We start from the raw sequence: 20,226 nt of genomic DNA, 5'->3' as shown, positions 1-20,226 counted from the left end.
TTATAGGGAGTGGAAACGATGGTTAAGCGCGCATTAATTACAGGTGTAACAGGACAAGACGGTTCCTATTTAGCAGAGTTCTTATTGGAGAAAGGTTACGAGGTTCACGGTGTTATCCGCCGCAGCTCCTCCTATAACCAAGAACGTCTGGAAGATCTTCTTACAGAAGAAGAGGCAAGATCTATTCTTAACAACCAGAACTTCCATCTTCATTATGGCGATGTTACCGATGCTCTTAACATTACACGCTTAATCGGCGAGATCCAGCCGGATGAGATTTATAACCTCGCTGCACAATCGCATGTACGCGTATCCTTCGATATGCCTGGTTATACGCTTGATGTTGACGGCAAAGGAACACTGAACATTCTTGAAGCTGTCAAATTCCTTGGCCTTACAGAGAAGACTCGCGTATACCAGGCTTCCACTTCCGAGCTTTACGGCAAAGTTCAAGAAGTCCCTCAGAAAGAAACAACTCCATTCTATCCTCGCTCTCCTTATGGCGTTGCGAAAATTTATGGCTTCTGGATTACGAAGAATTATCGTGAATCCTATAATATGTTCGCGGTTAACGGCATTCTGTTTAATCACGAATCCGAACGCCGCGGTGAGACATTCGTTACCCGGAAGATCACCCTTGCTGCAGCACGCATTGCACAAGGCAAGCAGCAGAAGCTGATGCTTGGCAACCTGGATTCCCTCCGTGACTGGGGTTATGCCAAGGATTACGTAGAATGCATGTGGCTGATCCTTCAGCATGATAAACCAGAGGATTTTGTTATCGCGACAGGCGAAATGCACTCGGTTCGTGAATTTGTGGAGCTGGCCTTTAAGCATGTGGGCATTCAGATTGAATGGCAAGGCAACGGCGTAGAGGAGAAGGGCATTAACAAGAAGACAGGTGAAGTCATTGTTGAAGTCGATCCTACCTTCTTCAGACCGGCCGAAGTGGATCAATTGCTTGGCGATCCAACTAAAGCTAGAACGTTATTGGGATGGAATCCTACTAAGACTTCCTTCGAAGAGCTCGTAAGCGTAATGGTGAAATACGACATGGCTAAAGTAAGCTCCGAAGAAGGCAGCAGAAAGATGTTCGATGGGGTGCTAGTGTAGAGCATGACAACCGAACCGAATATAAAGAAGAAGCTGCTTATCTATGCTCATTACTATCACCCGGACGTCGCATCAACCGGCCAGATCCTGAAGGAACTGGCCGAAGGAATGCTTGATTCCTTTGACATAACGGTTATTTGCGTTGTTCCTTCTTATACAGGCAGCGTAGCTGCGGAATATAAAACCAAGATGTTCTACTACGAAGAGATTAACGGTGTGAAGGTGCTGCGAATCCGCGTACCGGAATTCAGCAAGAACAATAAGATGAGCCGAATCAAGAACATTCTGGCGTACTTTGTTGGGGCCATGCTGGCTACTTTTAAGGTGGGTAAGATGGATTATGTGTATTCCATCTCGCAGCCGCCTGTCCTTGGCGGACTTATTGGGGTATGGGGCAAGTGGATGAAGAGGGCTAAGTACATCTACAACATTCAAGACTTTAACCCCGAGCAGACGATGGCTGTCGGATACAGCAAGAACAAGCTAATCCTGAATGCTATGTTGTGGTTCGATAAGTTCAGCTGCAAATGCTCGGATAAAGTCATAGTAGTTGGCCGAGATATGGTGGAGACCGTCAAACACCGTTTTAAGGGGAAAAAGGTTCCGAATCATTCCTTCATTAATAACTGGATTGATGAGAAGGAAATCTATCCGCTGCCTTCTGATCATAAACAAGTCGTATCCTTCAAAAAAAAGTATGGCTTGGAGAATAAGTTCGTCATTATGTATTCCGGCAATATCGGCCTGTACTACGACCTTGAGAATATTATGCATGTCATTAAGGAGTTTAAAGAACAGGATGATATTGTATTTGCTTTTATCGGCGAAGGTTCAGTCTTGAGTAACTTGGTTGACTATAAAGAAGAGCATGATCTCAAGAATGTAACGTTTATTCCTTATCAGAAAAAGTCAGATCTAATCTATAGTCTGAATGCTGGAGATATTCACTGGTGCATTAATGCTAAAGGAATAAAAGGAGTATCCGTTCCTAGCAAATTATATGGAGTGTTAGCGGCAGGTAAACCGATAATAGGTGTTCTAGAAGAAGGTTCTGAAGCAAGGATGATTATTGAAGAAATAGGATGCGGGTTTGTAACAGAACCGGGTAACTACAGTGAGGTTGCAAGAATAATTCAGAGATTAATAGATGAAAAACAAATTGTAAGTTCAATGGGAGCCAGGAATAGAGAGTATTTGGTTAATAACCTGGCCAGGGATGTTTCTGTGAAAAAGTATATTAAAGAGATCTTGGATTGTTAAATGCTGTATAGTCATTATTTTAATGATTGGGGCAAAGAAAATGGGAAATATGGCTGACATAACCGCAATAATTCTTACAAAGAACGAAGAGATAAATATTAGAGACTGTATTTTATCTATTAAAGAGGTTTGTAAAAGAATTGTAGTAATTGACAGTTTTAGTACTGACAGAACTATTGAAATCGCTGAAAGCCTTGGAGCTGAAGTCTATCAAAATAAATTTATTAATTATGCCAAACAGTATATATACGGTGTTGAGGTTGCAAATATTCAAACTGTTTGGACCCTGCGCATTGATGCGGATGAGAGATTGACGACTGAATCTGCAGCTGAACTTGCTAGTATTGTTAATATGAACATGAATACAGATATTAACGGCATCGTACTGCGATTTAAGAAAAATTTTCTTGGAAGAGATTTATATCATGGTGGAGTCTATCCATGGAAGAAGATGAATGCATATAAGACTAGATATGGGTCTATTGAGGATAGATCCATGGATGAACATATTGTTCTTTCCCAAGGCAAGGTAGTTCATATGAAAAAAGATTCATTACATTATGACTTTAAGAATATCGAGTATTGGATAAATAAACACAATTGGTATTCGTCCAGGGAAACGGTAGATTATTTTGATAATCTTAATGAAAGTAAAAGTAAAACTGATTTGGATTTAAAAACTTGGTTTAAAATGAAATTCTACTATAAGCTTCCAATGGGTGTTAGAGCCAGACTCTATTACGTATATCGTTATTATGTACGGCTAGGATTTTTAGATGGAAAAGAAGGACAAATTTACGCTTTTTTACAAGCTTATTGGTACAGGTATTTAGTTGATGTAAAGATATTCGAATGCGAGAAAATGGAAACGAGATATGAGGGTGTTGGGGAACTTAAATGAGAAATACCCCGTTAAAAGGTAATGATATGCCAATAAGACTGGGGATTTTTAAATGATAAAAGTATTAGTTGTTGTTAAAACCTTAGAGGTTAACGGAGTAAGCAATGTAATAATGACTTATTCTAGAAATATAAATAGAGAATTAATTGAAATGGGATTTGCGACAAGTGAACACATAGCCGAGTCCTTTAAGTCTGAGATTAATAATAATGGTGATAAATTATTTGTTATAAATAATAGGGACTCAAACCCAATCAAATACATTTATAAATTAGCATCAATTGTTAGAAGAAATAAGTATGATATTGTTCATGTTCACGGTAATAGTGCTCTTATTACAATGGAACTTCTAGCGGCAATGCTTGGGGGAGCAAAGGTGAGGATCGCACATAGTCATAATACCACGTGCAATCACCTAAAACTCGATAAGATGTTAAGACCACTTTTTAATCTATGCTACACTAAAGGAATAGCTTGTGGTCGAGCTGCTGGGGAATGGATGTTCAGAAAAAGGAAATTTACAACGATACATAATGGGATTGATTTGGGAGATTTCACTTTTTCTGAGAAAAGTAGAGACGAAATAAGATCTCAACTTGGACTTCAAGGAAAAATGGTGATTGGTCATGTTGGTGCTTTTAATTATCAAAAGAATCATGAGTTTTTAATTGAACTATTTCAAAGACACTTGAACATCAAGAAAGATTCAACATTGCTCTTAGTTGGAGACGGTCAACTTCGTGAAGAGATGGAAGACAAGGTGAGAAAGAAAGGTATTGAGGATAAAGTTGTTTTTTTTGGTATTTCTAATGATGTTAAAAGCTTAATGATGGCAATGGATGTGTTTGTTCTTCCTTCAAGATTTGAAGGCCTACCTTGTGTTCTAGTAGAAGCTCAAGCCCTTGGATTGTCATGTATTGTTAGTGATGCAGTTTCTCAAGAAGCTGCATTAACGGATAACATAGCCTTCTTACCTTTAACAGCAGATTTGGATGAATGGTGTGATAGAATAATTAATTTCAAAATTTCGGATAGACAAGTTGGATCTCAAATTGCACATGCTCAATTAGCTGATAAAGGTTATGACATAGAAATTAGTACTAAAGCACTAGAGGCGATATATTCAAATACTACTAAAAAAGTGGAGTGGGGAGCACAGTGAGCAATAATGTATACAAATGTTACGAATAAAAAAATGGCATTTGTTGTTGGTAGGCTTGGGGGCGGTGGAGCTGAAAGAGTATTAATGCTTTTAGCAGATGCATTTCATGAGCACAGCTATGATGTAACGATAGTTGCATATACAGAATATCAACAAGAATACTCAACTAATTGCAAGATTGTAAAATTAAATCCAACGGATACAGCTTTGAGTAAGTTTCAACAAGTAGCTGTCTTAAGAAAGGCTTTAAAGGAAATTGATGCAGATGTGGTTATATCTTTTGAATATCCACTAAATATGAAGACAATTTTGGCGGCCTTTGGTTTAAAATCTAAAGTTATTGTTTCTGAACGGAATGATCCGAATGAGATTAATAATAGAAAGAAGCTAAAGATTGCGCGAGATCTATTATATCGTATTTGTGATACTTTAGTATGCCAGACATATGATGCAAAAGAGTATTTCTCGAAAAAAATTCAGAAAAAGTCGGTTGTCATTGCTAATCCAGTGAAACGTGATTTACCTATTTGGAATTTATTTGACTCTAATGAATATATTGTTAACTTTTGTCGGTTAGAGAAACAAAAAAATATTCCTTTATTGATTGATGCCTTTGCTGGTTTTGTTAAAGAGTATCCAAACTATAAATTAATTATCTATGGTGAAGGGTCAGAAAAGTCGAATATTATAGAAAAAATAAAAAGTGAAAATCTCCAATCGGTTATAGAAATTAGAGACTTTTCATTAGGGGTTCATGAAGCAGCTTCAAAGTGTCGAATGTTTGTATCTACTTCGGATTACGAAGGTTTGTCAAATTCAATGTTGGAAGCAATGGCGATGGGGATGCCTGTAATTTGCACGGATTGTCGAATTGGTGGTGCAAAGATGATGATAAAAAACAATGAAAATGGTATTTTGGTGCCTTGCGGGAATAGTCTTATGGTATTAAATGCAATGAAATCCATCGCTGCCGATCCTGCATTTGCAATAAAATTGGGGAAAGAAGCATTACATGTACGTGAAGACTTAGACTTGAATAATGTGTTTAAAAAATGGGAAATGATTATCCATTCCAAGCTTTAGTATTTCTGTGGGAGGTAACATGAGATTGGGATTTAGTAGTAAGGGAGTACTAAGCATATTATTCGCATTATATTTATGTTCATATTTATTGGTGAATGTTAGTTGGATTAGAGAGATTTGTGCCTTTTTATTTTTTGGAACTGCAATATTGATATATATAGCAAATAAAATTGTTCGAATAAAAACATATTTCTTGTTAGAATTTTTATTTCTTATTTATGGTTCATTACAATTAATGGCGGGTATTCCGACAGATGCTGTTGCAAGCTATAAGAGATTGATGATTATTGCAACTTTATTTTTTATAAATGTTGGAACATTCTGTTATATTCTATATGTTAATAATTTCGATAGAATTATTAGAGTGTTTACCAAAACCGTATTATTCTCGAGTGTATTTTTGACTTTTAATTTTTATAAATCAATATTGCAAGATGGACGCTTGACGGCTAGTGACTCATCACTTTCATTACTTGGACCTTTTTGGGGCGGAATAAGTTCAACTGGCCTTAGTGCTATAATTTCAATTAGTTTTTCATTCTACTATATAAATTATTATCAAAAGGAAAATAAGCTTAAGTTTAATTTTATTACTATCCTTCATATTGTTCTTTTAATTTTAACGGGTAGCAGAAAAGTGCTACTTCTTGTATTAGTCGTAATGATTTGTGTTCCGTTCTTTAATGATAAAAGAGCCAAAGTTGTTAAAATAATTAAGTATTCCCTGTTTGCTTTTATGTGTTTAGGAGGCGGGTATTACATTTTTATGAAAGTGCCTTATTTATATAATGCTTGGGGTTCGCGACTGGAATCCGTTGTGTTATTTTTTACAAGAGGCACAATTGATGATGCTTCTATTGAAGCGAGAGTGGGATTAATTTCAATTGCAAAACAAGCTTATAGCGAAAAACCGATTTTCGGGTGGGGGCTTGATAATTTCGTTTCCGTTTTTACTCATGGCGGCTATTATGCACATAATAACTTTTGGGAGTTGTTATCCACTTGTGGGTTAGTAGGGTTTACTATTTACTATAGTAGGTATCTATTCTTATTTAAATCTTTGTTTAACATTAGAAAACAATCTGGATTTTCTGAGAAAGCGGTTATTAATTCATATATAATCGTGTTTCTTATTTCAGTAGTTATGGAGTATTGGCAGGTAACTTATTTTTATTCCACAATTATGGTTTGTTTTGTACTAATGATCGGACACGTCGAACAATTAAAGCAAGCTAATAAGGAAAATGATATTTTCTTACCGGATTCTAAAAAAGTTGTAGGGATTGATAGAGAGAATAGCCCTTTATTACATTGATAATGGGCACAAACCATTATTTTTCAGTAATGGGTGTTGATTTTAACTACGACCAAACTTTTTAGTGAGGGGAAGTAAATGAAAAATAAGTTATTAAACCTACGTTTAAAATTTATGACACCTAGGGGAAGAGCCGACTACCTTAGAAATAAAGGTATTTTGAAATTAGGGGTAGGCTGCGAGATTTATGAGAGAGAAAGTCTCGGATCAGAACCTTATTTGATTAAACTTGGCAACAGAGTAAGAGTTCCTGCAGGGGTGAGATTTATAACACATGATGGTGGTATGTGGGTATTAAGAAACCTTGGGTGGAACGAAAAAGCTGATAAAATGGGGAAAATAGAAGTTGGGGATAATGTATTCTTCGGAATAAACTCGATTATTATGCCTGGTGTAACAATTGGCTCTAACGTGATTATTGGTGCCAGTAGTGTAGTTACGAAAAACATACCGGACAATATGGTTTACGCAGGCATCCCAGCTAAACCGATTTGTATGATTGAAGATTACTATAACAAAAATAAAGCTTATATTTATGATACAAAACAATTGAGTCACACTGAGAAAAAATTATATTACACAAAAAAATTCAATATAGATCTATAACTTGAAAATGTTATTAATAGGATATAACGAGCAATATGCGCAACTGGACTAATTTTCTATTAGATAACAAGCTTGTAGACTTAGTAGAGCACCAATTTCTTGATGGTAAATCCATTGTAATGCCAAAGCACTTTAAGGATTATGCGGCCTTAGAGAGGAGTAACAATTATTTATGCAAGGAAAAAGGTTGATTAAAAAAACTGGGTTGTATTTAATCGGGAATTTATCGTCAAGAATTATGACCGCTATAATAATACCGATATATGCATTCTATATTCAGGCCAATGATCTTGGCTATTTTGATTATGCGCAGACCATTATGGGGATTGTAATTCCTATAATTTTTGTAGCTATTTGGGAAGCGATACTGCGGTTCTTATTGTATGAAAACGATGATTTGTATAAAACAAAAATTATTGCAACATCTGTAGGTTTTATCATCTTTATTATGGGGATTTTTATAATAGGTTTAATAATATATGGATCTTTTTTTGCAACCGAAACTAAGTCAATCTCACTTATCGGTTTAATGTTTATAACTAATGGTGTCTCTCAAATATGGCTATATTATGCAAGAGCTTTTGGGGAAAATAAACTTTACATTACGGCAGGTCTAGCAGGAACGGTTATACAATTTGTTTCTGTTCTGTTGTTTATTTGCATATTGAGATATGGGCTTAATGGGCTATTCATTACTTCGATATTAGGACAATTATCAATATTTGTAGTGTTAGAGTATCGTTTGCATATTTTAAGTAAGTTTAAATTTAAATATTTTGAATTTAGAATGCTAATGAGCTTGTTGAAATTTTCTGCTCCGTTAGTTTTGAACTTATCTTCTGCGTGGATATTGTCGGGGTTTGGAAGGTTTCTAATTGTTCAAAAGTTAGGAAACGAAATGAATGGGCTCTTTTCTTTCGCAAATAAATTCTCAATTCTTATTACTATGATGGGTTCAATTGTTACAATGGCTGTTATAGAAGAAGCAATAATTACTGCGAAAACAAAAGGGTTTGACTCAGACTTTACTAAAACAATTGAATTTATTTTTAAACTCTTCATGGAATTGACCCTGCTTGCTGTACCGGCTATTAACATATTCTATGCATTCATAAAGAGTACAGATTATTATGTTTCATTTAATTATGCTTCATGGCTGCTCCTCGCTGCTGTTTTTACAACTATGGCTTCAAATATGGGTTCAGTTTTTCAAGCGATAAATAAAACCCAATACCAATTCTTCACAACGATGATTGGAGCCATTGTATCAGTCCTGACATCATACGTTTTGATTTCAGCTATGGGGATATACGCTGTCATTCTTGGTCAAATACTAGGGGCATTATTAATGCTGCTCTCTAGATATGTGATAATTAACAAATACATTGATTTTAAAATTAAGTGGAATCCGATTTTAATAAAGTCTGGCTTGTTTATAGGTATAGTAATAACAAGTATAAATTCATTGCTTCTCGTTAATATCATTATTTTATTAGTAATTACCGTAGTGTTGAGTTATTTGAACAGTAGCTACTTGTTAAATGGCTATAATTTAGTAATGAAAAAGCTTAGAAGTGTATAGTCCATTAAATAGTTATGGGTCAAGGAACTTGTATAACTGATGGATTAGAATAGATTAAACGTAAATGCGATCCTGAGTTTAAATATATAAAGCGGACCTAGAGGATTATATGTAGGGGGAATTATGATGCTGGAATAATGAACTGAACTACCGATTATCAACCAGACTATCAAGAAAGCAGATTCGATTTTTATTAGTAAAGGAACACTGTGAGCAATCGGATGGTTCGGGTTAACTATCCTACATTGCAGCCAAGCAAGAACTGTACAAATTTTCAAAGTGGTGCATGACATCTCTCTCACCTTACAGAAGTCGCTTCGGTTCAGTGACTCCCATTCCCTGAATGAAGGAGTGCTTGTTAATTGAATAAGGCTGTTCCCAGTCTACATCGTTGCGGTAATCGGAAGACAATCTACTAGTAAAGAAAGAGTAAAGGAGTTAAAAGACGATGAATTTCAATACTCTCGATACGAGTAAAACCTATTTAATAACAGGAGCAGCTGGTTTCATCGGTTATTATTTATCTAGAACGCTTCTAGAACGAGGCTGTCGAGTCATTGGTATTGACAATATTAATAATTACTACGATGTTAACCTGAAGTATTCACGCTTAGAGATTCTAAACCCTTTTGAGAAGTTTACTTTTATTAAAGGCGATATCTCGGACAAGAACATGATTGCAGCTATATTTGAAGAACATAAGCCTCATGTTGTCGTTAATCTAGCAGCTCAAGCTGGTGTAAGATATTCAATTGAGAATCCAGATGCATATATTCAAAGCAACATCGTCGGTTTCCATAACATCCTGGAAGCGTGCAGACATCATCCTATAGATCATCTCGTATACGCATCTTCTAGCTCAGTTTATGGTGCTAATCATAAAGTACCTTTTGAAGAATCTGATAGAGTTGATAACCCAGTTTCACTTTATGCAGCTACAAAAAAATCTAATGAGTTAATGGCATACACCTATAGTCATCTCTATAAGATTCCTGCGACTGGTCTACGTTTCTTTACGGTATACGGTCCATTGGGCCGTCCAGATATGGCTTATTTCGGATTTACAAAGCAGTACTTCTCAGGAGGAACTATTAAGATTTTCAATAATGGCGACTTTGAGAATGACCTCTATCGTGACTTTACTTATGTGGATGATATTGTAGAGGGGATTGAGCGTCTGCTCTGTAATCCGCCGTTAGAAGAAGATAATGTTAATCATCGAGTGTATAACATTGGGAATAACAGTCCGGAGAAGCTAATGACATTCATACAAACTTTAGAGAAATGTTTAAGCAATTCACTGGGCAGGGAAGTTATTTTTGAAAAGTCATTTGAGCCAATAAAACCAGGGGATGTACCCGCTACATACGCTTCAACGGATTTATTAGAGAAAGCTGTTGAGTTTAAACCGAAGACTTCAATTGAAGAAGGACTTCAAAAATTTGCAGATTGGTATTGTGAGTTTTATCAGTTGAGTATTTCTAAGTAATTTATGGATCTTTTTATATTGGATATAATAAGCCGAGTAGGTCGCTTGATGAGTCGGTCTATTCGGTTTATAACTAGAGATTAATCGGTTCTAGTAATGAGAGTTTATGCCATAATATCTTGTTGTAATATATCAAAAAGATGATTTGAAAAGTATTTTAATAGTTATAAGATGAAATATTAATAATACTAAGAATCAATTGGAGGTAACCTTGAGAATTGTCCTATTATCTGGCGGTTCCGGAAAACGTCTCTGGCCCTTATCCAACGATGCCCGCTCAAAGCAGTTCTTAAAAGTTCTTGAAAACGAAGATCAAGAACTCGTCTCCATGGTGCAACGGGTATGGGGGCAAATCAGTGACAATGGTTTAGCTGATTCCAGCTATATCGCAACAGGCAAAGCTCAAATCGAGATGATGCATAGTCAGATCGGACCGTCCGTACCGCTTATTATTGAACCAGAACGTAGAGATACGTTCCCGGCCATTGCCTTAACAGCCTCATATTTATACTCAGTCGCCAATATTGATTTGGACGAGGTTATAGCAATTTTACCAGTGGACCCTTATGTTGAGGGCCACTTTTTTTATGCCGTCAAACAGTTAGAAGCTACCATTCAACAGACTCAGGCTGATTTAGCCCTAATCGGAGTGAAGCCTACATACCCTTCGGCCAAATACGGCTATATTATTCCTGAACGTGAACAAGAGGCATCCGATGGTGTTCTAAAGGTCAGTCATTTTCAGGAAAAGCCTACTGAAGAAGCAGCTGTCGGCTTAATTGAACAGCATGCTCTATGGAATTGTGGCGTGTTCTCCTTCAAGCTTGGTTACCTCATTAACATTCTTAAGGAAAAGGGCTATCCGATTCAATATGAGCAGCTTGTTGAGCAATATCATAAGCTGCCGAAGATCAGCTTCGATTATGAAGTTGTTGAGAAGACCAAGAACATTGTTGTAGTACCGTATGCTGGTTATTGGAAGGATCTTGGTACGTGGAATACATTAACGGAAGAGATGGGACAGAGCCAGATTGGCAGAGGAACGATCAGTGAGGACTGTGTAAATACTCATCTGGTTAACGAGCTCGAGATTCCGGTTACTGTACTTGGAGTATCCAATGTTGTTGTAGCTGCTAGTCCTGACGGTATTCTTGTGACGGATAAGAGTGCAAGTCCCCGGATTAAAGATTTTATTAATTATGATCAAGGCCCTATGTTCGAGGAGAGAGAATGGGGTTGGGTCAGAATACTGGACGATGAGCGTTACGAGGATGGTCGTACCGTAATAACGAAGCGTGTGGCCGTCAAAGCGGGTAGGAATTTTAGTTATCTCATGCACTTAAACCGCGAAGAAGTATGGACGGTTGTCAAAGGTGAAGGGGAGTTCGTACAGAACGGCGTGCCGATGAAAGTGAAAGCCGGTAATGTCCTTCATATTCCAATGAAGACTTTGCACAGTCTTAAGGCAATTTCCGATATGGAGATGATTGTTGTTCATAGCGGATATTCGGATAAGGATAAAGTGATGGAGCTGTATTCCACCTGGTCTGAAATGTCCGAACACTGCCTTAATATTTCAATGAGATAATGAACACGAAAACGATCTTTTATTATGTTTCCGATTATGGTTATGGCCACGCTACAAGAAGTATTGCTGTTATTCGTGCTTTGCTTCAAGTTACAGAGCAGCCGTATAGACTTGTGCTATGTTCATCAGACAAGGTATTAGCCTTTATGCAGGCTTCACTTTTCGACTATCAAGAGATTATTCAATATCGTCGATGCATCTCGGACGTGGGTTATGTTCTTCAGCCAGACAGCATTGAACCTGACACAGTGGCCTTTGCAGCAAAGTATCTCGAATATATGGAGAACTTGCCTTATGAGGCGGCAAGGGAGACAGATTTTCTTCGAACGGCTGGGGTCAATCTCGTGATCTCAGATATTTCTCCTATTGCCTTTACAGCTGCGAGACAGGCTGAAATACCCTCGGTGGGAATATCTAATTTTACATGGTATACGGCTTATTTAGAATTGATCAATCATTCTGCTCTACAACCATTATTTGAAATCTATTCTGCAATGGATTATTTTGTTCGTTTGGAGGGTGCTCTTGAACCGGACTGGGGGCAACGAGGAACTTTTCAAGCGGATTTCTTCAGCAGGGAAGTGGATCAGCAGGAACTAAGCCGTATTTTACAGACCATTAATCCTGGCAGGCAGAAGAGAGTCGTCTATTTTGGTATTGGAATGAGTATAAATGTACAAGAATTGGCCGCGTTGAAGCTATGGGACGATGATGCTTGCCTCTATATTGTGTCAAGCAACATGAAGGTGGAGCATAGGAATATTGTAGCGATTCCGGCTTCCTATACGGAGTCGCAAAATTATGTTGCAGCATCAGATCTTGTTATTAGTAAGCCGGGATGGAGTACGGTTGGAGAAGCGGTGGCGCTTCGAAAGCCATTACTCCTGCTTCATCGAAGCAAGATGAAAGAAGATAAGAATACGATTCTGGCTCTTCAAGACCGTCACCCCTATCGAATGATAGAGTGGGGGCAATTAATGGCAGACAACATGCATGACTTTATAGATAGAGAGCATTTCTTTGAAGATAATCGGCAACGTAATGGAGCAGTTCATATTGCTGAATATCTCAAACAAATTGTAGGGAGTGAGTGAGAATGAAGCTGGCGGTAATTGGTACCGGATATGTTGGCTTAGTCTCTGGGGTATGTTTCTCTGAACTGGGCAATGAAGTTATTTGTGTAGACAATGCCACATCAAAGATCGAGTTATTGAATAATGGTGAAGTCCCTATTCATGAGCCTGGTCTTAAGGAACTAATTGCAAGCAACACGGAAGCGGGGCGATTGTCCTTCACAACGGATCTGGCTGCTGCGGTAAATGCTTCAGAGATCATTATTATTGCTGTTGGCACCCCGTCCTTGCCAGATGGAAAGGCCAACTTGGCCTACATTGAGCAAGCGGCGGCGGAAATTGGCCGTGCCATTAATGGTTACAAGGTTGTCGTTGTGAAAAGTACGGTACCGGTAGGAACGAATGAGAAGGTTGCAGCTATCATTCGAAATTATGCGACGGAATCCTTTGACTTTGCTTCTGTTCCTGAATTCCTGCGAGAAGGAACAGCTGTTAAAGACACATTGAATCCGGATCGAATTATTATCGGGACGGAAAGTGAGCGCGCAGCAGAGATGCTTACTGCGCTGCATCGTCCATTAACGGATCAAATTACCATTACTGACGTCCGCAGCTCGGAGATGATTAAGTATGCTTCAAATGCTTTCCTGGCTACAAAAATCTCCTTCATTAATGAGATCGCCAATATCTGTGAAAAGGTAGGGGCGGATGTGGAGGAAGTAGCGAAGGGAATGGGGATGGATCGGCGTATCGGCTCTTCTTTCTTGAAGGCGGGTATCGGGTACGGCGGATCTTGCTTCCCGAAGGATACGCAAGCTCTCATACAGATCGCGGGACAGATGGATTATGATTTCAAGCTGTTGAAATCCGTAGTTGAAGTGAACCGGGATCAAAGATTTAATGTCATTCGAAAGCTGGATGAACTGCTTGGAGATGTTCAGGGAAGAACGATTGGGATCTGGGGATTGGCCTTCAAGCCGGAAACGGATGATGTGCGTGACGCTCCAGCCTTTGAGATTATGGAAACCTTACTGGAGCGGGGAGCATTCGTTAAAGCTTATGATCCTATTGCTTCGAGTAACTTCGAAAATGCTTTTGACCGTTCCGAGGTGGAATACTGTACTTCTGCCCAAGAGGCTGCTGAAGGTGCGGATGCTCTATGTATTCTAACGGAATGGAAAGAGTTTATTAATATCCCATTGTCGGATGTTCAGAAATGGTTAAAAACGCCTAACCTCATTGACGGCCGGAATATTTACCGGGAAGAAGATTTGGAGGAGACTCCTTTCGCCTACTACTCCATAGGAAGACCTAAGATGAATAATGGAGTGAAGGAGACCAATCCTATTCTTTCTTTCTAGATTATTATTAATGTAGATAGGAGACATCATGGAAACGCCACGTAAGCAAAAACCAAAAAAGAAGCTAAAGCCTTGGATGAAGTGGGTAATCGGTACCGCTTCATTTTTTGTTGTTGTCGGATTGATCTTTATAGGAGTCACTTACTATTACATCAAATCCATTGATATTAAGGATGTTGCAGCCCGCCATAACAGTGATGTAGTGGATGGCTCTGGCGAGGAGAGCTCAGAGCCTAAGAAGCTGCCAGCTATTATCGAGAAACCAGTCGAAAAAGCTAGTCAGCTAATTGGCGGTGAAAAGATCGACAGCGCAGATGCTCTTGATGTAGCAGCCATTCTACTTAACTCGGGTCTTAGCTTGAAGCAGATTTCTTATCTTCAAGGTAACGCTACAACGGATTTACCGGTTGAGGAGAAGCAGAAGATTCGAGATCTATTATTAACTAAACTCTCTGACGAGGAGATAAAGTTATTAAGCTCGATTACAAAGCAGTATGGTATTGCTCTTAATATCCTTAATCCAGATTATCCGATAGAGTGGGTTGGAGAACGAGACCCGCAAAAGATGAAAGAGAATTACGATGCTTGGATGAAGATGCAACAGCAACCTAGCAGTTCAACAAAAGGTACAAATACCGGAACCAAACCAACTGATAAACCTGCCGAAACCAGCAAGCCAACAGAAGAACCGGAAAAAACACCAGCACCAGAGCTTACTACTGATCTGAAGCAGGTTAAGCAATCGATTGATTCTAAGACGGAGTCGCAATTAGCTTCACTGTCAGGAACCTGCAAGGCAAAAAGCAACGCCATTCTGCAACAAATCGTTGGCAGTGCAGACGGTGTTACGGTTGAGGATCTTCAAAATAAATATCTAGGTAAAGTCATGGAGGCCGAGGGCTCTTGTGATGCGAAGTTTCAGGGCATCGTGAGTCAAGCGGCCTCTAGTTATGCTGACGCAGGAATTGATAGCCGTGCAATGCCGGATTGGAATGCGAAGTATGAAGCAAGCAAGCAAAGTGTACGAGCATCCGCGATTAGCGCTATTGCCAAAGCTATTAAATCATAATAAACAAGAGGAGAATCAAAATGATGAAAAATTTACGTCATTACACACTCATGCTGTTAATTGTCGCTTTATGTACCGTTCTGCCGCTGACAGCCGGTGCTGCATCCAGCTCGGTAACAATTAAGACACAGGCGGTTAACTTGAAGTTTGATGGACAGTCGCTTGCCTTGCCGGATGGACAATATGCCTTCATCTATCAGGACCGTACTTATATTCCGGTTCGCTTTATCTCTTACGCGCTGCAGAAGTCGGTGAAGTGGGATCAAAAGACCTCCAAAGTTACTGTCTCCGAACCAACTGCAGCGGAGAAGGAAGCTCTTTCGAAGCTGCTTGCTGGCGCAGCTGCTGGCGGTGCACAACCTGTTGAAAGTAAGAACATCACCATTAAGCCGGTTCAAGCTACGCTTGTCTTTGATGGACAGGCAAAAGCTCTTCCTACAGGTCAGTCGCTTTATTCGATCAACAACAGCATCTATGTTCCGCTTCGCTTCATGTCCGAGGCTGTGGGAACGGATATTAAGTGGGATCAGAAGACTAACAGCATTACAGGCGAATCCGCGGCATACAAAGCTGCGCAAGCTGGAGGAAATAATGGTGCTGGTACTAATCCAGGAACCGGTACGGGTGGCGGTACAGATCCAGTAGAACCTGCTAAACCTACAAAAGCATCCATTGAAGCGGCTGGTTCAGCTAAGCTTACTGCACTTGAAGCCAATTGCAAGGCAACACTGATGGCCATGATTAATCCGTATTTGACTGGTGATGAAGCTACTAAAGAAAAAATTAAAAAAGAAGCTCAGCAAACGGTTGATCAATGTACGGCCGACTTTAATAAACTTGTTGCAGATACGACTGCTGAGCTGACGAAGTACGGATATAGTCTTGAAATTATTGATGCTTATAGAGCTCAATTCGATGCTGAATTGAAGGCAGGCTTGGATTTTGTCAAAGGATTAGCGTAAGAAAGCCAGACACCCCCGGCAGCTAGACTGCCGGGGGTGTCTTTATTATTTATGTAAGGAGATTATCGGAACAGCCGAGAGCGTTTGTTGTTTCGGTATTTGTACCAGTAGTCGCCGTTCTCGTCTTTAAATACTCGTATGCCTACCACCTTGAAGGGTGTCCAAATCTCGGAGAACATCAAATAGCCAGCCATTCTCTAACCTCCTAAAATGAATGATCACACAAATGTCCGTTTTCAAGGACATTCGTGATGGTTCATGCTTCGTAAGCATGGCCCTAATAAAAAACTAACCACAATAGAATTTATTAGCTTCAAAATACAATGAAACTAGAAATTCTATTTGGCGATAAAACCTACCTATAAACGCGGTCGCTCATCATTGATTGACTGCGATAAAAGGTTTTATCACAAGTTTCATATATTTGTATAATACCAAAGAATGGATGTTAAAAACAAGAGTTTATAGGACTTTTTACTCAAATTTACATTACCTTAGTCTTGTTTTTGCTAGGCGAATCGGTAGATTTCCATTTCCTTTATGAATCTGATACAATAACTGACCAGAGATAGATAAAGGGTGGAACGGATTGTGTCGAAGGAGTGTTGAAGAAAAATGTTAAAAAAGGATAGAAAAAATTCTATAATATGGTTTTTTGTCGTATTTTGTTGGATATTTTTCATTTTTACATTATCGTCTGAATCGTATAACCAGCAGTCCATCAAGCCGACGTTAAATAAATGGGTCACCAAAGAGGAATTGGCTCAGAAGCTTCCGGATACCTCCATTACGTATCATGGCAGCACGGTTGTGGCAAAAAAAGACCCGTACGGCTTCGTGGAGTTCTTCTTCCGCAAAGGGGCCCATTTGTTCATGTACGCCGTGTTATGCGTATCGCTGTACATGTTCATCCGCAATCTGATGGCACGCAGGCAGATGGTGCTGCCGGTTATTATGGCGCTGATCCTGACGGGCGGGATAGCGGCGCTTGATGAGACGAATCAGCTGAGCAAGGTCGGGCGTACGGGGAACCCGACGGATGTGATTGTGGATTTGACGGGCGGCTGCATTGGCCTGATCATCTGCATCTCAATTAATTATTGGTTTGAACGAAGACGCCGGAGGCAGGAATACCGGTTCGTCCGGAAGTTCTAGAGCAGGCAGCAATAGCGGCAGCCTTTCGCTGATGTGGCGGAAGGCTGTTGTTTTTGCTTATTATGGATATGCTGTGAGTAAGAACAACTAGAGAGGTGTGTCGAGGAGTAGTGGACGGTGCTAATAACTTAACGCTTCATACGGATAAATATCAGATTAATATGATGTACGCCCATTGGATAAACGGCACGGATGGGGAAGGCGCCGTATTCGAGGCTTTCTTCCGCAAGCTGCCATTCGGCAACGGTTATGCGGTATTCGCTGGCCTCGAGAGAATCGTGGAATTCATCCGGCATCTGAAGTTTGGGGAAGAGGAGCTCGCTTACCTGGCGAAGCAGGAGGAGAATTATGATCCGGGCTTCCTGGAGGTGCTCCGGCAGTTCCGCTTCAAGGGAACGGTGCATGCGGTGGAAGAAGGCTCGCTGGTGTTCCCGAATGAACCGATCGTACGGGTAGAAGGCACGATCTTCGAGACGCAGCTGGTGGAGACGGCGCTGCTGAACTTCATGAACTACCAGACGCTGATCGCGACGAAAGCTTCGCGGATCAAGCAGGTCGCTACGGGAGATATTCTGCTGGAGTTCGGGACGCGCCGGGCGCAGGAGGCGGATGCGGCGGTATGGGGAGCGCGCGCGGCTTATATTGCCGGCTTCCATGCTACCTCTAATATGCATGCCGGCATGATGTTCGGCATCCCGACCAAGGGAACGCATGCTCACTCCTGGGTGCAGGGGCATGAAACCGAGGAGGAAGCTTTCTTGGCCTATGCGAAGGCTTTGCCGGACGGCGTTACGCTGCTCGTGGATACGTACGACACGCTGAGAAGCGGAGTACCCAATGCGATTAAGACAGCCCGCTATCTGGAGAGCATCGGCAAGCGGCTTGGCGGCATCCGGCTCGACAGCGGCGACTTGGCTTATCTGTCCAAGGAAGCACGAAAGATACTGGATGCGGCAGGGCTGCAGGATGCGAAGATCGTAGCCTCGAACGACCTCGACGAGACACTGATCTTCAATCTGAAGGCGCAAGGCGCCAGGATTGATACATGGGGCGTTGGCACGCAGCTGATTACGGCGGCCGATCAGCCGTCACTTGGCGGCGTGTACAAGCTGACCGCCCGCAAGTGTGACGGACAATACATACCGGTCATCAAGATCTCGGGCAATCCCGAGAAGGTGTCCGCTCCGGGCAAGAAAGACGTGTACCGGATTATGAACAAGTCCACGGGACTTGCCGAAGCGGATTATATGACGCTGCATGAGGAGACGGATATTCTGAACGGCGAGCGGATCAAGCTGTTTGATCCGGTTCATCCGTATATCCATCGGTTCATTAGCGATTATGAAGCGGTGCCGCTGCTGAAGCCGATCGTGGTGGAAGGTGAGATCGTGTACAAGCTTCCGCTTCTGGAAGAGATCCGCAGCTACCACGAGCATCAGCTCAGCCTCTTCCGGCCGGAGATTCTCCGCAAGCTGAATCCGGATCTGTATCCGGTTCATCTAAGCGAGCAGGCTTGGCAGCTGAAGACGGATCTGATCAAGGCTCATCAGCAGTAGGCGCGCCCGGGTTTCCGTACCGCCGCGGCTGCTGATGCAGCCATGCGCTTCAGCCATGCGAGAAGCGCTGGCGGTATTTGCGCGGCGATATGCCCTCGTACTTGGCGAAGCAGGAGGTGAAGTAGGCGGCGGAGTTGAAGCCGACCTCTTCGGCTACCCTTGCAATCGTATAGTTCGTCTGCAGCAGCAGCAGCTTCGACTGCTGAATGCGGAAGCGCAGCAGGAAGTCGAACGGCGAGCAGCCGAATTCTTTTTGCATGCATCTGGCGATATAGACAGGATGGAAGTTGATGCTCTCGCCAAGCTGCTGCGCCTTAATATCCTCGCGGTAATGCTTCCTTAAATACGAAGCGGCGAGCTCCGCGCATTGCGACGTTGGCGTTGTGCCTTGCGTCTCGATCGAGGCGGACAGCTGCTCGAAAATTTCCTGGAACAGCACCTGCTGCTTCCAGCTGACGCTGCCCAGATGGTTGCCGTGGCCGAGCTCCATCAGCTGCTGGATCTGCTCGACGATCTTGGCGGGCTGAAGCAGCCTGGTGTATTGCGGCACCTGCTTGATGAAGGTTTGCGTAGTGAAAATTTGGGGATTTAAGCCATGCGGCTCCCTGCCTTGAATAATTCGCGGTGCATATTCCTCCGAAGCCGCCCACCGTCCCGTTGTCTGGAAGTGAAGCCAGTAATAGGCGGAGGGCTCTTCGCATGCTTTTGTCGCGTAATGATGATTGTCCGGCCCCAGGATTAAAGCCTCCCCAGCTCGTACCTCAAACGTGGAATCGCCCTCGCCCATAAAGAGACAGCCCTCCGTAACGACAAGCAAATCGAATACGCCAATCCGGTATCTGCTGGGATGCTTGAACCCGGCGGAGCTCTTCGTATAGCCCGATGCAATGTAGTGCGGAAGCGGCGGAACGGTAAAATGAAACAGGGTCATGTCGGCACCTTTTTATACCC

18 protein-coding genes are annotated in these 20,226 nt (G+C 41.2%); 16 read left to right on the top strand and 2 right to left on the bottom strand.

Features of this window, described 5'->3' with window-relative positions; all coding sequences use genetic code 11:
* Window positions 1-18 precede the first annotated feature (18 nt).
* The 14 genes from gmd to PGL01S_RS26685 all read left to right on the top strand — a co-directional run bounded on the left by gmd (window position 19) and on the right by PGL01S_RS26685 (window position 16,564).
* On the top strand, window positions 19-1,113 hold the full coding sequence (gmd, locus tag PGL01S_RS26750; protein WP_127498105.1) for a GDP-mannose 4,6-dehydratase: 1,095 nt from the start codon (window positions 19-21) through the stop codon (window positions 1,111-1,113).
* 3 nt (window positions 1,114-1,116) lie between these two features.
* The gene (locus PGL01S_RS26745) at window positions 1,117-2,373 is read left to right on the top strand and encodes a glycosyltransferase family 4 protein (RefSeq protein ID WP_127498103.1); all 1,257 of its coding nucleotides are present in this window, start codon (window positions 1,117-1,119) and stop codon (window positions 2,371-2,373) included.
* A 40-nt stretch (window positions 2,374-2,413) separates the two neighbouring features.
* Window positions 2,414-3,274 carry a glycosyltransferase family 2 protein gene (locus tag PGL01S_RS26740; RefSeq protein WP_218032387.1) on the top strand — a complete coding sequence of 287 codons (861 nt, stop codon included), beginning with the start codon at window positions 2,414-2,416 and terminating at the stop codon, window positions 3,272-3,274.
* 52 nt (window positions 3,275-3,326) lie between these two features.
* A complete protein-coding gene (locus tag PGL01S_RS26735; RefSeq protein WP_127498101.1) occupies window positions 3,327-4,436 on the top strand; it encodes a glycosyltransferase family 1 protein in 1,110 nt (369 codons plus the stop codon).
* A 6-nt stretch (window positions 4,437-4,442) separates the two neighbouring features.
* On the top strand, window positions 4,443-5,519 hold the full coding sequence (locus PGL01S_RS26730; RefSeq protein WP_127498099.1) for a glycosyltransferase: 1,077 nt from the start codon (window positions 4,443-4,445) through the stop codon (window positions 5,517-5,519).
* A 19-nt stretch (window positions 5,520-5,538) separates the two neighbouring features.
* On the top strand, window positions 5,539-6,834 hold the full coding sequence (locus tag PGL01S_RS26725; protein WP_127498097.1) for an O-antigen ligase family protein: 1,296 nt from the start codon (window positions 5,539-5,541) through the stop codon (window positions 6,832-6,834).
* 78 nt (window positions 6,835-6,912) lie between these two features.
* Window positions 6,913-7,440 carry an acyltransferase gene (locus tag PGL01S_RS26720; RefSeq protein ID WP_127498095.1) on the top strand — a complete coding sequence of 176 codons (528 nt, stop codon included), beginning with the start codon at window positions 6,913-6,915 and terminating at the stop codon, window positions 7,438-7,440.
* 172 nt (window positions 7,441-7,612) lie between these two features.
* A complete protein-coding gene (locus PGL01S_RS26715; protein ID WP_127498092.1) occupies window positions 7,613-9,022 on the top strand; it encodes a lipopolysaccharide biosynthesis protein in 1,410 nt (469 codons plus the stop codon).
* Between the two features lie 448 nt (window positions 9,023-9,470).
* Window positions 9,471-10,511, top strand: coding sequence for a GDP-mannose 4,6-dehydratase (locus PGL01S_RS26710; RefSeq protein WP_127498090.1), 1,041 nt, complete (start codon window positions 9,471-9,473; stop codon window positions 10,509-10,511).
* 211 nt (window positions 10,512-10,722) lie between these two features.
* Entirely contained in the window at window positions 10,723-12,099 is a 1,377-nt protein-coding gene (locus PGL01S_RS26705) for a sugar phosphate nucleotidyltransferase (RefSeq protein ID WP_127498088.1), read from the top strand.
* A complete protein-coding gene (locus PGL01S_RS26700) occupies window positions 12,099-13,193 on the top strand; it encodes a hypothetical protein (protein ID WP_127498086.1) in 1,095 nt (364 codons plus the stop codon). Before PGL01S_RS26705 ends, PGL01S_RS26700 begins: the two co-directional genes overlap by 1 nt.
* A 2-nt stretch (window positions 13,194-13,195) precedes the next feature.
* On the top strand, window positions 13,196-14,533 hold the full coding sequence (locus PGL01S_RS26695) for a UDP-glucose dehydrogenase family protein (RefSeq protein ID WP_127498084.1): 1,338 nt from the start codon (window positions 13,196-13,198) through the stop codon (window positions 14,531-14,533).
* Window positions 14,534-14,561: 28 nt separating this feature from the next.
* Window positions 14,562-15,602 carry a hypothetical protein gene (locus tag PGL01S_RS26690; RefSeq protein WP_127498082.1) on the top strand — a complete coding sequence of 347 codons (1,041 nt, stop codon included), beginning with the start codon at window positions 14,562-14,564 and terminating at the stop codon, window positions 15,600-15,602.
* Window positions 15,603-15,622: 20 nt separating this feature from the next.
* Window positions 15,623-16,564 (top strand): stalk domain-containing protein, encoded by a 942-nt coding sequence (locus tag PGL01S_RS26685; protein ID WP_127498080.1) that lies wholly within the window; start codon window positions 15,623-15,625, stop codon window positions 16,562-16,564.
* Between the two features lie 62 nt (window positions 16,565-16,626).
* Here PGL01S_RS26685 and PGL01S_RS31495 read toward each other — a convergent pair whose 3' ends face one another.
* Entirely contained in the window at window positions 16,627-16,758 is a 132-nt protein-coding gene (locus PGL01S_RS31495) for a hypothetical protein (protein WP_268960397.1), read from the bottom strand.
* Between the two features lie 421 nt (window positions 16,759-17,179).
* Between PGL01S_RS31495 and PGL01S_RS26680 the strand changes: the two genes are divergently transcribed.
* On the top strand, window positions 17,180-17,719 hold the full coding sequence (locus tag PGL01S_RS26680; RefSeq protein WP_127498078.1) for a VanZ family protein: 540 nt from the start codon (window positions 17,180-17,182) through the stop codon (window positions 17,717-17,719).
* 110 nt (window positions 17,720-17,829) lie between these two features.
* Window positions 17,830-19,275 carry a nicotinate phosphoribosyltransferase gene (locus tag PGL01S_RS26675; RefSeq protein WP_127498076.1) on the top strand — a complete coding sequence of 482 codons (1,446 nt, stop codon included), beginning with the start codon at window positions 17,830-17,832 and terminating at the stop codon, window positions 19,273-19,275.
* Window positions 19,276-19,324: 49 nt separating this feature from the next.
* On the opposite strand, the gene PGL01S_RS26670 is transcribed toward PGL01S_RS26675, so the two are convergent.
* Window positions 19,325-20,206: an AraC family transcriptional regulator gene (locus PGL01S_RS26670; RefSeq protein WP_127498074.1), complete on the bottom strand. Its 882-nt coding sequence runs from the start codon at window positions 20,204-20,206 to the stop codon at window positions 19,325-19,327.
* Window positions 20,207-20,226: the final 20 nt, after the last annotated feature.

Origin of the sequence: Paenibacillus glycanilyticus NBRC 16618 (genome assembly GCF_004000805.1) — a bacterium.
Taxonomy (GTDB): Bacteria; Bacillota; Bacilli; order Paenibacillales; family Paenibacillaceae; genus Pristimantibacillus; species Pristimantibacillus glycanilyticus.
Note: the sequence above shows the minus strand (reverse complement) of the source record. Positions and strands in the feature narration are given on the sequence as shown.

Bases quoted from the DNA above. Each gene is read 5' to 3' on its own strand.
- PGL01S_RS26670 (WP_127498074.1), bottom strand. From the start codon at position 20,206: ATGACCCTGTTTCATTTTACCGTTCCGCCGCTTCCGCACTACATTGCA.
- PGL01S_RS26695 (WP_127498084.1), top strand. From the start codon at position 13,196: ATGAAGCTGGCGGTAATTGGTACCGGATATGTTGGCTTAGTCTCTGGG.
- PGL01S_RS26735 (WP_127498101.1), top strand. From the start codon at position 3,327: ATGATAAAAGTATTAGTTGTTGTTAAAACCTTAGAGGTTAACGGAGTA.
- PGL01S_RS26685 (WP_127498080.1), top strand. From the start codon at position 15,623: ATGATGAAAAATTTACGTCATTACACACTCATGCTGTTAATTGTCGCT.
- gmd (WP_127498105.1), top strand. From the start codon at position 19: ATGGTTAAGCGCGCATTAATTACAGGTGTAACAGGACAAGACGGTTCC.
- PGL01S_RS26745 (WP_127498103.1), top strand. From the start codon at position 1,117: ATGACAACCGAACCGAATATAAAGAAGAAGCTGCTTATCTATGCTCAT.
- PGL01S_RS26740 (WP_218032387.1), top strand. From the start codon at position 2,414: ATGGGAAATATGGCTGACATAACCGCAATAATTCTTACAAAGAACGAA.
- PGL01S_RS31495 (WP_268960397.1), bottom strand. From the start codon at position 16,758: ATGGCTGGCTATTTGATGTTCTCCGAGATTTGGACACCCTTCAAGGTG.
- PGL01S_RS26680 (WP_127498078.1), top strand. From the start codon at position 17,180: ATGTTAAAAAAGGATAGAAAAAATTCTATAATATGGTTTTTTGTCGTA.
- PGL01S_RS26720 (WP_127498095.1), top strand. From the start codon at position 6,913: ATGAAAAATAAGTTATTAAACCTACGTTTAAAATTTATGACACCTAGG.
- PGL01S_RS26730 (WP_127498099.1), top strand. From the start codon at position 4,443: ATGTATACAAATGTTACGAATAAAAAAATGGCATTTGTTGTTGGTAGG.
- PGL01S_RS26715 (WP_127498092.1), top strand. From the start codon at position 7,613: ATGCAAGGAAAAAGGTTGATTAAAAAAACTGGGTTGTATTTAATCGGG.
- PGL01S_RS26690 (WP_127498082.1), top strand. From the start codon at position 14,562: ATGGAAACGCCACGTAAGCAAAAACCAAAAAAGAAGCTAAAGCCTTGG.
- PGL01S_RS26710 (WP_127498090.1), top strand. From the start codon at position 9,471: ATGAATTTCAATACTCTCGATACGAGTAAAACCTATTTAATAACAGGA.
- PGL01S_RS26725 (WP_127498097.1), top strand. From the start codon at position 5,539: ATGAGATTGGGATTTAGTAGTAAGGGAGTACTAAGCATATTATTCGCA.
- PGL01S_RS26700 (WP_127498086.1), top strand. From the start codon at position 12,099: ATGAACACGAAAACGATCTTTTATTATGTTTCCGATTATGGTTATGGC.